Origin of the sequence: Halorubellus sp. JP-L1, assembly GCF_011440375.1 — an archaeon.
In the GTDB taxonomy this organism is placed as follows: domain Archaea; phylum Halobacteriota; class Halobacteria; order Halobacteriales; family Natrialbaceae; genus Halorubellus.
Window position 1 is genome coordinate 1,099,518 of sequence record NZ_JAAOIR010000001.1, and the last position, 12,558, is coordinate 1,112,075.

The 12,558-nt window shown below is 69.3% G+C and carries 10 protein-coding genes; 3 read left to right on the forward strand and 7 right to left on the reverse strand.

All coding sequences use genetic code 11. The annotated features are described in order from the left end of the window. Positions 1 to 57: 57 nt before the first annotated feature. Complete coding sequence (locus G9C85_RS05485; RefSeq protein WP_166037679.1) at positions 58 to 1,659, reverse strand: alkaline phosphatase family protein; 1,602 nt, start codon at positions 1,657 to 1,659, stop codon at positions 58 to 60. 156 nt (positions 1,660 to 1,815) lie between these two features. Next, positions 1,816 to 2,910, reverse strand: coding sequence for a glycosyltransferase family 2 protein (locus G9C85_RS05490; RefSeq protein ID WP_166037681.1), 1,095 nt, complete (start codon positions 2,908 to 2,910; stop codon positions 1,816 to 1,818). On the opposite strand from G9C85_RS05490, the gene G9C85_RS05495 reads away from it, so the two are divergent. The 3 genes from G9C85_RS05495 (at position 2,836) to G9C85_RS05505 (ending at position 6,709) form a co-directional block, all read left to right on the forward strand. Next, positions 2,836 to 3,843, forward strand: a complete 1,008-nt coding sequence (locus G9C85_RS05495) for a glycosyltransferase family 4 protein (RefSeq protein ID WP_205254309.1) — start codon at positions 2,836 to 2,838, stop codon at positions 3,841 to 3,843. The two genes, G9C85_RS05490 and G9C85_RS05495, sit on opposite strands and share 75 nt — an antisense overlap. A gap of 55 nt (positions 3,844 to 3,898) precedes the next feature. Next, a complete protein-coding gene (locus G9C85_RS05500; RefSeq protein ID WP_166037685.1) occupies positions 3,899 to 5,461 on the forward strand; it encodes an alkaline phosphatase family protein in 1,563 nt (520 codons plus the stop codon). A 189-nt stretch (positions 5,462 to 5,650) separates the two neighbouring features. Then, on the forward strand, positions 5,651 to 6,709 hold the full coding sequence (locus tag G9C85_RS05505; protein ID WP_205254325.1) for a sulfatase-like hydrolase/transferase: 1,059 nt from the start codon (positions 5,651 to 5,653) through the stop codon (positions 6,707 to 6,709). A gap of 72 nt (positions 6,710 to 6,781) precedes the next feature. On the opposite strand, the gene G9C85_RS05510 is transcribed toward G9C85_RS05505, so the two are convergent. From G9C85_RS05510 to G9C85_RS05530, 5 genes are all read right to left on the reverse strand, one after another. Next, a complete protein-coding gene (locus tag G9C85_RS05510; RefSeq protein WP_166037687.1) occupies positions 6,782 to 8,161 on the reverse strand; it encodes a sulfatase in 1,380 nt (459 codons plus the stop codon). A 201-nt stretch (positions 8,162 to 8,362) separates the two neighbouring features. Next, positions 8,363 to 9,514, reverse strand: a complete 1,152-nt coding sequence (locus G9C85_RS05515; protein ID WP_166037690.1) for a glycosyltransferase — start codon at positions 9,512 to 9,514, stop codon at positions 8,363 to 8,365. Continuing rightward, on the reverse strand, positions 9,511 to 10,656 hold the full coding sequence (locus G9C85_RS05520; RefSeq protein ID WP_166037692.1) for a sulfatase-like hydrolase/transferase: 1,146 nt from the start codon (positions 10,654 to 10,656) through the stop codon (positions 9,511 to 9,513). The genes G9C85_RS05515 and G9C85_RS05520 overlap by 4 nt, the downstream gene beginning before the upstream one ends. A gap of 166 nt (positions 10,657 to 10,822) precedes the next feature. Then, positions 10,823 to 12,022, reverse strand: coding sequence for an ABC transporter substrate-binding protein (locus G9C85_RS05525; protein ID WP_166037694.1), 1,200 nt, complete (start codon positions 12,020 to 12,022; stop codon positions 10,823 to 10,825). Between the two features lie 82 nt (positions 12,023 to 12,104). After that, on the reverse strand, positions 12,105 to 12,557 hold the full coding sequence (locus G9C85_RS05530; protein WP_166037696.1) for a hypothetical protein: 453 nt from the start codon (positions 12,555 to 12,557) through the stop codon (positions 12,105 to 12,107). Position 12,558: the final 1 nt, after the last annotated feature.

The window sequence follows — 12,558 nt, forward strand, 5'->3', positions numbered from 1 at the left end:
TAAGGGGTTTGGTCTCTCGGTTCCCGACACCGCGGCCTCACGCCCCGTGGCGCGCGTTCACTCCAGGTACCCGAGGTCCGAGAGCCGCTGGGCGACTTCGGCGTCCTCGGTCGCGGCGTGGTCGCTGGCGTCGTACGGGTCGTACGCGCGAGGACTCGGTGCGTCGACCGCCGGGAGCGCGCTCCCGTCCATCACTTCGGCGGGGGCGAGGTCGAGCGTGGCGAGGACGGTCGGTGCGACGTCGAACAGGTGCGCGCCGGCGAGGTCCGCGTCGGCGTCCGCGCCCTCGCCCGCGACGGCGACGACGCCCTCCAGCTTGTGGTTCCATGGTTCGGGGGCGTCGAATCGCTCGCCGACGAGCGCGGACAGCGAGTGCTCGAAGTCCGTGGGGACGGCGAGCACGTCCACGGCCTCCTCGGCGTAGGGACCGTGGATGTGCTCCTCGCGCGGGACGACGGACTCGAACACCGGGTCGCCGTCGGGCGTCTCCACGCGCTCGAGGAGATCTATCACGTCCGCGCGCACCTGCTCGTACTCGCCTTCGGGGACGACGCCCTCGGGGTCCCGGCCAGCCACGTTGAGGCGGACGCCCAGTTCGGACGGCGAGCGGAGGTACGCAGTCGACGTCGCGAAGTCGACGGCGTCGGTCGCGGCGAACACCGCCCCGACGGGCACGTGCTTCCCGACGAACGTCGCGAGCCCGAACCGTTCGAGGAACCGCTTCCCGCGCTGGTGCGTGATGCCCACGCGCGCGCCGGCGGCGGCGAGGCGCTCCAGGAACGGGTGGTCCTCGCGTTCGCCCTCCGAACTCGTCAACTCCTCGTCCTTGATCTGGAACCACGACGGGACGCCCCGGCCGTCCCGCGTGGTCTCGACGACGGCGTGCTCGCGAAGGTAGTCGTTGACGCGGAACTCGTACCCGTCGTACTCGCCCATCCCGTGGTCGCTCGCCACGACGACCGTGTCGGGGTCGCAGTCGTCGAGGATCGCTCCGACCTGCTCGTCGACCGCGCGGTACACGTCCCGGACCTTCTCGCGGTCGCCCGGGTAGTCGTGGAAGACCGCGTCGGTCTTCTGGAACTGCACGAACCCGAACTCGGGGTCGAACCGCTCGCTCAGATATCGGAACGCCTCGCCGCGCATCCGGCACAGTTCGAGGTAGTCAGCGAACCGCTCGCCGCTCGCGTCGTCGCCGGTCTCGCGCTCGGCGTACACGCGGTAGTCCCCGAGTTCGTCGCGGACGTCCTTGAGGACGCCGTCGGGGTGACACGGCGGCGACTCCGCGGCGAGGTAGCCCGGGATCACCGCGCCGTTGATCTCGGGCGGCGGACTCGTCACGGGCGCGTTCACGACGACGCTCGTCAACCCGGCGGCGTCGGCGTACTCCCAGAGCGTGCGCTGGCGGACGTCGGTCGCGTTCACGATGTCCCAGTCGTACCCGTCGAACCGCAGGAAGTCGAACACGCCGTGCTTTCCGGGGTTCGCGCCCGTGTACAGCGACGGCCACGCGCTCGCGGTCCACGGCGGTACCTGCGACTCGAGGACGCCCGTCGCTCCCTCGGCGAACAGCGCCTCGAGGTTCGGGACGTCGCCGTCCTCGAATAGGGGTTCGAGGACGGGGAAGCAGACGGCGTCGAGCCCCACGAGGAGCGTCTGCATATGCCCGAGAAAATCGGCGGTACGGTTAAGTGCTGCTTTTCTCTAGCCGTTACTGATCGAATACCGCTAGCGTTCAAAACGAAGACTATTGGGCCAATCTAGGACTTCGCCGTCATTCGTTTCGACGAACACACCACCGGTCGATCGAGGGGAGATTCAATTCCGGAGCGTCCCGACTCCGACACCGATTCGAGCCGTGACGTCTCCAATCCAGGCGCAGATGGCAGTCGACAGCGAGTCCTCGCGATGGATCGAGCGAGCTAACAAGAGCGGTGCGAGGGCGATGCCAGCGATGCTTCCCATGAACGAGCGTCCGTCCGGCGTTCCAGATTCGGCGATGCCGTTTCGGTACCGCTGGTCGAGAAACTGCCGGAGGGTGTAGTCTCGGTTGTGCCAGACTGGGATCGGGAGGAACGCATTCCCTTCCGGGTATGCCTCGAGGACCGTCCGTTGGAAGGTCGCGTCCTCGCCACGGTGGAGCGTTTCGTCGAAGCTAGCCGAAGTTTCTTCAATCGCTGTGCGCCGATAGGCGACGTTCGACGTCGCGAACGTCCGTAGTTCCATGCCTCCCACAGCGACGCCGTTATCGTCGCGGTCGCGGCGGTGGGGGAGCTGGTTCCGGAGAATTCGTGACTCGTCGACTCGCGCCGGAAATCGATTATACACTCGCTCGTGTGGAAGCTGCATTCCACCGGTCGTCACGACGTCGTACGCGTCGAAGACGGCGACGATCCCAGACACCCAGTCAGGCGGAGGAACGCAGTCGTCGTCGGTGAATGCGACGATGTCGCCCGTCGCGTACTCAAGCGCGATATTTCGTGCTTCGCTCACCCCGCTGGTCTCTTGGACGACGACGGTCGCATCGAGTTCGTCGCAGAGTGGCGTTCGAAGGATTCTCTCGGTGTCGGCGTCGGGGGTGGCGACGACGACGACCTCGGCGTTCTCGTAATCTTGCGCGTGGATGGCGGCGAGCGTGGCGGCGAGCTTCGGGGCTCGCAAGTGAGTCGGGATGACGATCGAGACCAGGGGTTCGTTCTCGGGAGCGAGCGAGAAGTTCGACCAGGCCGCTTCGGAGTCGCCCATCTTGATAGATAGAATGAAGGTACGGGTGAAAACTGTTTTTAAACCACTACGACGAAGGGGGTTGTAATGGACGCCGAGGAAGCCAGTATCGTCATGCTCCACCAGGACACACACCCAGCCCATCGCGGGTTCGCGGAGGCCGTCGGGGCGGACCTCGTCGACTACCACGCGCGGTCGGTCGGGCCGCTGTCGGGGAGCGTCGTCGCTGACCTCGTGAACGGCCTGACGTATCCCGACTACGACGTCTACATCGTGGAGGGGTCGCGGCCGCTGTACGCCGCACTCGTCCGCCGGTTCGCGCGCGGCGGGAAGATAATCTACCTCTGTGCGGACCACGGCCTGTACGCGCTCGGCGAGGGCGACTTCGAGGGCGACTCCGCCCTGAAGTCGCTCGTCGGTCGGTTCGGGACGCCACTCGTCCGCGCCGTCGGCCGACGCGGCATCGACGGCGTCGTCGCCGTCAGCGAGTTCGCCGCCGAGTTCACGCGGCCCGTCGTCGGCCCGGACACCCCCATCGAGGTCGCGCATCCGTTCGTCCAACCGGAGACGTACGACGCGCTCGGCGACGTCGACCCCGCTATCGGTTCGAACGTCGCGGTGACGGTCGCGCGCCCCTGGCACTACAAGGGCGTCGACCTGCTCGTCGACGCCTGGCCGCAGGTACGGGAGCGCATCCCGGACGCGGAACTGCACGTCGTCGGCGGTGGCCACCCCGAGTCCTACGGCGACACCGAGGGCGTGACGGTGCGCGGGTACGTCGAGGAGCTCGCGGACGCGTTCCGGCCGGCCGCGCTGTTCGTCCAGCCGTCGCGGATGGACACGTTCCCCGTGAGCACGCTCGAGGCGATGCGCGCCGGCGTCCCGCCGCTGGTCACGACCGGCGCGGGGACGCGTTCGGAGGCCCGCGCGATCGACGACGCGCTCGTCGTCGACCCGACGCCCCAGGCGCTCGCCGACGGCGTCGTCGACTACTTCGAGCGCGACGTCGACGACCGGCGGCGACTCGCTGCGGTCGCCCGCGAACGCGGTGCGCGGTTCGACGCGGACTCCCGGAAGGCGGCGTTCCGCGACGCGTTCGAGCGCGTGCTCGCCGACCTGTAGTCCGTGTTCGAGGCTCTCGAAGAGCTTTAACCCGCGGCCGGTCCACGTTCTCGCAATGACCGTCTACGTCGTCGGACTCGACGGAGCCGACTGGTCGCTCCTCCGGCCGTGGGCCGACGCCGGGGACCTGCCAGCGTTCAAGCGCGTACTCGACGAGGGCGTCGATGGCGACCTCGAGAGCACGCTCCCGCCCGTGACGTTCCCCGCGTGGAAGTGCTACTCGACGGGGAAGACGCCGGGGAAGCTCGGCGTCTACGAGTGGTACGCGTACGACCGCGACGCCCAGGAGCTCTCGGCGAACGACGCGAGCGACTTCACGTCCCGCGAGTACTGGGAGGTGCTCGCCGACCACGGCGTCGACGCGGGCGTCGTCAACATGCCGACGACGCACCCGGCGGACGCTCGCGAGATGGACGGCGTCGACGTGATCGCGGGCAGTCCCGCGAACGAACGGAAGACGCTCACGAACCCCGAGAGCCTGAAGCGGGACCTCCTCGACGCGGTGCCGGAGTACCGCGTGAAGCCCGACCTCGTGCTCGACGAGGCGACGCCGGACGAACTCGTCGCCGAAGGGAAGCGGCTGTTCGACCAGCGCTTTTCCGCCGCCGAGTTCCTCGCGGACGAACGCGACTGCGACCTCGTCCACGCGACGCTGTTCTTCACGGACACCCTCCAGCATCGGCTCTGGGACCACCCCGAGCATCTGAAGGAGGCCTACGAGCGCGTCGACGAGTGCCTCGGCGCGCTGCTCGACCGCGACGACACCGAGGCGGTGGTTCTCATGAGCGACCACGGGTTCATCGAGATCGACGAGATCTTCCTCCCGAACCAGTGGCTCGCCGAGCGCGGCGACCTCGCGTTCGCGGACGACGGCACGCGCACGCTCCTGTCAACCGTCGGCCTCACCGAGGAGCGCCTGAAGCGCGTCGTCGACCGCCTCGGAGTCGTCAGTCTCGCCCAGCGCTTCGTCCCGAAGTCCGTGCAAGGGTTGTTCCCGAGCGAGAGCGGCCGGGTCGCCATCCAGGACGCCGCCATCGACTGGACGCAGACGAAAGCCATCTCGCTCGGTCGCGGCCCCGTCTACGTGAACCACGCCGCGTTCGCCGACGCAGACGACCCGGCGGCGGCCGCCGAGTCGTACCGCGAGCAGCTTGCCGAGGACATCGCGGCGCTGGAGACGCCGGACGGCCAGCCCGTCGCGAGCGCCGTCCACGACCCCGCGAGCGTCTACACCGGCGACCGCGAACGGGGCCCGGACCTCGTCGTCGAGTACACCACCGGCGTCGACGCACCCGAGTCCATCGGCGGCGCGGTGTTCGGAGAGCAGACCGAGTGGCTCGCGACGCACCGCCGGACCGGCATCTTCGCGGGGGTCGGCGACGACGTTGCTTCGGGCACCGCAGACCTCGACCTGTACGACCTCGCACCCACGCTCCTGCACTACCTCGACGTCCCCGTCCCCGAGGACGTCGACGGCGACGTCCGCCGGGACGTCCTCGCCGGCGACGCCGCCAACCGCGACGTCGAGAAGGGGCCGCCGTCCGCCATCGGCGCCTCCGATCGGGGCGCCGGCGAGGAGGTCGAGGAGACGCTCCGCGAACTCGGGTACCTCGAATGACCACCAGTGACTGACGACTCCCTACGAGCAGTGACTCCCCACGAACGATGAACCCACTCAAGCGATTCCCGCGCGTGAACAGCGCGTGGATGGAGGTCAAGCACCGGGTCGCACACTGGCGGGCGCGCCGCGATCGGGAGTTCGAACGCGAAGGCACCGTCGCCGTGGACGTTCCCGTCGATCCCGTCGCTGCTCTCCGGGCGCTATCCGCACGAGCACGGCGGCCGGATGCAGTCGGACCCGCGGAACCTCGCCGCCGAGGAGTTCCCGACGCGACCGCGCGAATCCGTGCCGATGCTCCCGGACGTCCTAGAGGCCGCGGGGTACGACACGGCGATGTTCACCGCCATCCCGATGGCCGAGAAGGCCGCCGGCGACCGCTTCCAGCGCGTCTCCGTGACGTACACGGCCGCCGACGAGCGCGTCGCGGCCGCTCGCGACTGGATGCGCGGCCGCGACCGCTGGTGCTGTCACCTCCAGCTCGGCGACCCGCACGCGCCGCTCGACGTCCCGGACGAACACCGCGAGACGTTCGACGTCCCCGCGATGGACGACCTCGAGGACTGGCGATACCGCGAGTCCACCGACGGTGACGACTTCGAAGCGTACCGCGACGCTCGCGTCCGCGCGTACGATGCCGCCGTTAGGGGTGCTGACGACGCGCTCGCGGCGCTCCTCGATTCGCTCGACGACGACACCGTCGTCGTCTGCGGCGACCACGGCGAGGCGTTCTGGGAGCACGCCGACCTGGAACGCCGCCTGAACGACGACCCGCGCGGCTACTACGGGACCGACCACGGCCACAGCGTCCTCGAGCCGGTCGCGCGCGTCCCGCTGTGGATTCGCGCCCCGAACGTCGACCAGGGGTGCGACGACGACGTCGTCTCACTGACCGCGGTCGCCCCCGTCGTCCTCGACGCGCTCGACGCCAGCGTCGCGGGCGATCTCGAGCCCGCTCCACTCGACGAAGCCCGCGGGACTGAACGGGCGCTCTGCGAGGAGACTGCCTACGGGTACAACCAACGCGCGGTCTGGGTCGACGACCGCAAACTCGTCGACGTCCCCGCCACCGGCACGCGGCTCGCGTTCGACGTCGGCGACGGCGCCGAGGGCGACCCGCTCGAACACGTCCCCGAGGACCTCGTCGACGCACTCGAAGGGTACGGCGACGGCGTTCAGGGCGAGGACGCCATCGACGTCGACGACGCGACCCGCGACCGACTCGAGGAACTCGGGTACCTCGAATAGCCGGCGGTCACCGACCTCGCGAAGCGAGCGCTATCGACTGGTTCTCGCGGATAGAACTGGCGTCGGTCGGCGTTACTCGAGGTAGCCGAGGTCCTCGAGGTGCTCGGTCACCATCTCGTCGGTCTCGTCGACGCCCCGTTCTGCGCCCTCGCGCATGCGCCGCATCCGGTCCTGGTGGTCGTCGAGCGCGGCGGCGAGCGCGTCGTACTCGGGCGCGTCGGAGCGGTCGTCCTCGGGGCGTTCGTCGGGAGTGGCTCGAACGTCGAAGCAGAGCTCGCCGTCGTCCGCGTGCCGGAGGAGCTTCCAGCCGTCCGCGCGGCGCGCACAGCATCGGCCGTAGTCGACGGACCGCCCGACGTCGCCGAACGCCCACTCGCGGGCGTCGACGTCGCCGTCGATGAGCTCGAGCGCGCTCGCGCCCTCCCAGTCGTCGTGTGCATCGACGCCGACGACGTCCGCGAGCGTCGGTGCGGTGTCGACGAGGCGGATCTGGCCGTCGACGGTCGCCGCCGACCGCTCGGGATGGTGCACGATAAACGGGACGCGGACGACGCCCTCCCAGAACTCGGGCGGATGGCCGGCGTGCCCGTGCTCGCCGACGAGCTCGCCGTGGTCGGCGGTGAACACGACGACGGTGTCGTCGAGGACGCCGCGGTCCTCGAGCGCGTCGACGAACGCCCGGAACTGGTCGTCGACGTACGCGCACTCCGCGTCGTACAGGCAGCGGATCGTCTCCCACTCCTCGTCGGTGACCTCCTCGGGGTGATGCGTGCCCTTCCGGGAGAGCCGCCGGCACTCCCCGACGCTCCGGGGGTCGTCGAGGAATCGCCGCTGGTACTCCGCGGGCGCCTCGTAGGGGTGGTGGGCGTCCATGTAGTGCAGCCACGCGAACCAGTCCTCGTCGTCTTCGCCGTCGCGGGCGTCGACGAATTCGAGCGCGCGCTCGTTCAGGGAGTCCGCGCGCTCGTGCTCGAACTCGCGACCGCCGGCCGTCGCGAACAGCGCGTCCACGCGGGTGTAGACGCGCTCGATCGTGCGGAAGACGGCGCCGTCCTTGTCGAGGTTCCGCTGCACGAACTGCTTGACCTCGTTCACGTTCGCGCCGTCGCTGCTCGCGTCGTGCAGCACGTCGAACCCGCGGTCGAAGTGATACGCGCCGCTCGCGAACTGGTTGTCCGTGTACCCCGCGGTCGCGTACCCCGCGTCGGAGAGCACTTCGGCGAGCGTGCGGATCGGGCCGCCGGCGTCCGCGGGCGGGATGCCCAGGCCGTCGATGCTCGCGAAGTACCGGCTCGCGTGGATGGCGGGGAACGACGCGGGCGTCGACGGCCCGTTCGCGACGGCCTCCGTGAACTCGACGGCGTCGTCCGCGAACGCGCGCGTCTCCGGCATCACCCTCGACGCGATCCGGTCGGCGCGCAGCGAGTCGACGGTGACGAGGGCAACGTTCATACCGGTGAGACGAAAGCGACCGCTTAAAGAATGACGCTTCGGGGCGTTCGCGCCCTCGCTGGCGGGTTCGGAGGCGCGACGACGCCTCGAGGCGATTCGGACCTCGTCCGCGACGACGAATAGCAGCCGATTCGGACCTCGTCCGCGACGACGAATAGCAGCCGATTCGGACCTCGTCCGCGACGACGAATAGCAGCCGATTCAGGCGTCGTCAGCGGCGACGACGCGCGCCACGGCGTCGCGGGCGTGCTCGCGGAAGGCGTCGTGGGACCAGTCGGCGGCCGTCGCCTGGATGCGTTCGCGGTCCCAGTCCGTTGCGAGGACGCGTTCGACGCCGTCGCGAACGCCCGCGGTCGATGCGGGGACGACGACGCCGTCGACGCCGTCGGTGACGTGATTCCGCAGGTTCGGTTCGTCCGGGACGACGACGGGCTTGCCGGCGCTCTGGAACTCCTTTGGCGTCATCCCGCAGTGCTCCTCGCGGGCGAACGCGACGCCGCCGACGCTCCCTGCGACGAGGTCCGCGAGGTCGTCGTCGGAGAGGCGCTCGTGGACCGTCACGTTCGGGCGGTTCGCGACGCGCTTTCGAAGGGGGCCGTCGCCGACGAGCACGAGGCGGGCGTCCGCGCTCGCGAACGCGTCCGCGACGACCGCGGCCCGCTTCATCTCCGACAGCCGGCCGATCATCACGAAGTACGGGTCCTCGTCGTCCGCGGGCGCGTACCGGAACCGGTCCACGTCGATGGGCGGGTTCACGACCGGGACGCCAGAGCGATCCCGGAGATAGTGCCGGTGGACGCGTTCGCGCGTGAACGCGCTGTTCGCGAGCATCCCCGTGCAGTAGTCCGCGAAGTGCCGGTCGAGGACGGAGACGAGCGTCGTGCTCGCCCAGTCCAGGACGCCGTCCGTCGGGCGCGCGTAGAACCGCGGCGGCGGGACGTGACAGTAGTGGACGTGGTGCTGGTCGTGTCTCGGCACCCACCACTTCGCGGCCGTCCCGCTCGAGATCACGACGTCCTCGTCGAAGTCGAGGCCGCGGAAACCGGCGGCGCGAAGGAGTTCCGAGACGGGCCGCGCGGCGTCGTTCAGGAACAGCTTCGAGGAGAGCCCCTCGTGGAAGCGCTCCTGGAAGGGAAACTCGACGTCGTAGCCGTCCCAGAACTCGCGCTCGGGCGTGTGCCCGACCGTCACGGGGGCGTCGAACGCGTCCGCGAGCGCCTTCGCGACCCTGCCCGCACCGCCGGGATGCAGCCACGACCCCTCGTGGACGATTCTGACCGAGCGGTCCGCGAGGACGTCGTCCGCGTCGACGTCGGGGAGCGCTGGGAGGGCTCCGGCGTCGCCGTCGGTCATTCGAGGTAGCCGAGTTCCGCGAGCGTCTCCTCGTCGGCGTCGTACCGCGTGATGCCGCCGTCGACGTCGAACGACTCGAGCGCGTCCCTGAGTTCGTCGTCCATCTGGGCGTCTCCCCCCTCCAGGTCCCGCGCGGTGTACGCGTCTTCGCCGGCGTCCGCGTCGGGGTCGTAGTTCACGATGCCGTCGCGGTTCATCGCCGCCCGCCGGTCGCCGTAGAGCGCGAACGCGACCTCCCTGTTCTCGCGCCCGAGGCCGTGCTCTTCGCCGACGAGCATGCCCGGGACGTCGATCAGGCTCGCGACGTCGCCGAAGTCCCAGTCGACGTTCTTCGTCGCGAGCGGGACGTGATGCAGGAGCGGATGCAGGAGCCCGGGGTGACCCCAGACGCCGTCCTCGCCGAGCAGTTCGCCGTGGTCGGAGAGGAAGACGACCTCGGTGTCCTCGGGGACGCCCTCCCAGAGCCGCCGCAACTCGACGTCGAGCTCCTCGCACTCGCGCCGATAGAGCTCGCGGACCAGGTCCGCTTCCTCGCCGTTCACGCGATGCGAGATCGCCTTCCGACTCACGCGATTGGCGTAATCCCGCGACACCGGCGAACTGTGCGGGTCGTAGGGGTGATGGGGCTCCATGAAGTGCAGCCACCCGAACCAGTCGTCGTGGCCAGCGGTCTCCTCGAAGAACGTCTCGATCACGTCGTCAGCCCTGCGGAAGGACTTCCCGAGCTTCACGACCTTCGAGCGAGCGCGCTCGAACTGGTTCCAGGCCGCCGCCGCGACTTTGTACGGCGTCGAGCCGAGTTCGAGCTTGTCCGAGACGAACCCCGCGATACCCTCCTCGCTCGCGCTCGGCGACTCGAAGTGGTCGAACGCGTCGTCGTACCCGTACTTCGGCGACAGCAAGTGGTTCGTCGTGAGGCCGACCTTGTGGCCGTCGACGCGTCGCGCGACGCTCGTGCCGTCTTTGAGGCCGCGCTGGAGCGCGTACTCACCGCCGATTATCGCGGGGAACGACCCGAACGTCTCCGGGAACGTCGAGAACGCGCGGTCGTGCTCGAACTCGAGGTAGTCCCGCGTCGCCGGGAAGTGCCTGAAGTGATCGTACCGCAGCGAGTCGACGGTGACGAGGAGTTTTCGCGTCATAGATGGGGATGAAATCGCACGCACCCGGCCGGCTTCGCGAGCCGGTGGCACGGGAGCGTCGTCGTTACGGCGGCGAACGCGGCGCGCGCGAAAAAACGCTTCGGTCGGGTCTTCGTCGGGCTAACGGGCAGGTCCGTGTCGGGCTACCGGTCGGTCGACGGTCGGTTCAGAACTCGCCGCGAACGATGCTCGCGACGCGATCGCGGTCGAACAGGCGGTCGTCGCCCGTCACGTCGCCGAACTCGTCGGGGTACATCTGTTTCGCGCCGCGTTCCGTCAGGAAGAGGTTGTGGATCGGGCCCTGGTAGAGGTAGCCGCCGCGGTAGACGCGACCGTTCTGGACGGCGGTGAGTTCGCTCCCGACGGGGTGGTCCTGCATGTACGCGAGCACGACGTCGCGGAACTCCGCGGCGGTCTTGCGCTCGTGCCCGCGGACGAGGATGACCTCCGGGTCGATCTCGAGGAGGTTCTCGTAGTCGAGTTCGCCGCGGTTCGTGGTGCTGAGGTTCTCGATGTCGGTCCCGTCGAGGGCGTCGCCGACGCCGAGGTCCTGCCACTGCTTCTTGCTGGTACCGTCGTCCCGGAGACGGTACGGCGAGAACGTCTCGGGTTCGTCCGTCCCCTCGAAGGTGAGGAAGACGTCCGGGCGCTCGCTCGGCGCGGGCAGCCGGGACTGGACGTCCGCGACGAACTCGTCGTGCAGGTCCGCGAACGCCTCGAAGCGCTCGCGCTCCTGGAATAGCGTCGCGACTCTCTCGAAGGCCTGGTAGAGCGTGTAATACCGGTAGTCGTGCCAGTCGTCCGAGCGCCGGAAGATGACGTTCCCGAGGAACGGCGCGACGTTCTCGCGGACCTCCTCGACGTCCGCGGCGTCCCAGTCGAACCAGTTCACGAGCATCTGCGGGTCGTAGAGGTGGACGTCGGCGTCGATCCCGTAGAACTCCTCCTTCGTCCGGACCTCGGGGTGGGCCTCCAGCACGTCGCGGTCGACGCCGACGCCGTCGAGTTCGTCGTAGACGCCGGAGTAGTAGCGGTCGATGCCGCCGATGCCGGCGAGGCCGTCGGCCTGCCCGAGCGCGACGGCCATGTCGGCGTAGCCGCCGTCGTACGCGATCCATCGCTCTGGCGGGGCGTCGAACTCGACGGTCCCGACCGGTTCCATGCTGACGGTGTAGGACTCGGCATCGCTTCGCGCGGTCGCGTCCGTCGTCGACTGGCCGCTCGTCCCGTCCGCCTCGCTCGTGGCGTCGCCGCCCTCGGCGTCGGTGAGACAGCCGGCGAGCAGTCCCCCGGCGAGAACTGCGCTCGTTCCGGCGAGGTAGTTGCGACGCGTCGATGCCCCCTGGTCGGAGTCGTCCCGAGACATGTATTTTAGGCTCGCCTAAACATTGAAGACCGTTTCGATTTTAGGCCAGCCTAAAACCCTTGCAGGATGGTGGTTCGCTCGCTCATCCCCCACCGGATCCGGTCCAGACCCCGAGACCCACGGCGAGAACGCCGTCGGCGAGGACGACCACCGAGAGGAGCGTCCCCGCGGCGAACGACAGGAGCCCGCCCCAGTACACGCCGCCGACGGCGGCGTGGAACTCGACGACGCCGAGCACGCCGACGAACGAAACCGGCGTCGAGAACGCCGCCAGCACCACGTCCCCACCGGTCCGCGTCGCGAGCGCGCGAACGACGACGGTCGACGCGAGCACGAGCGCGTAGCCGACGAACACCGGCGCCATCGATGGTTCCCCGGCGAGAACCGCGGACCCGAGCACGCCGCCGGGAGCATTCCCGAGGAACTCGACGAACGCGAACGAGAGCACCACGATGGCACCGTACGCGCCTGCGAGCGCGTACGACGCACGACGACTCCACCGGCCGATGGCGGCGCGGGTCCGTCGTCCAGTCACT

Bases quoted from the DNA above. Each gene is read 5' to 3' on its own strand.
- G9C85_RS05495 (WP_205254309.1), top strand. From the start codon at position 2,836: ATGCTCCACCAGGACACACACCCAGCCCATCGCGGGTTCGCGGAGGCC.
- G9C85_RS05525 (WP_166037694.1), bottom strand. From the start codon at position 12,022: ATGTCTCGGGACGACTCCGACCAGGGGGCATCGACGCGTCGCAACTAC.
- G9C85_RS05485 (WP_166037679.1), bottom strand. From the start codon at position 1,659: ATGCAGACGCTCCTCGTGGGGCTCGACGCCGTCTGCTTCCCCGTCCTC.
- G9C85_RS05520 (WP_166037692.1), bottom strand. From the start codon at position 10,656: ATGACGCGAAAACTCCTCGTCACCGTCGACTCGCTGCGGTACGATCAC.
- G9C85_RS05515 (WP_166037690.1), bottom strand. From the start codon at position 9,514: ATGACCGACGGCGACGCCGGAGCCCTCCCAGCGCTCCCCGACGTCGAC.
- G9C85_RS05500 (WP_166037685.1), top strand. From the start codon at position 3,899: ATGACCGTCTACGTCGTCGGACTCGACGGAGCCGACTGGTCGCTCCTC.
- G9C85_RS05510 (WP_166037687.1), bottom strand. From the start codon at position 8,161: ATGAACGTTGCCCTCGTCACCGTCGACTCGCTGCGCGCCGACCGGATC.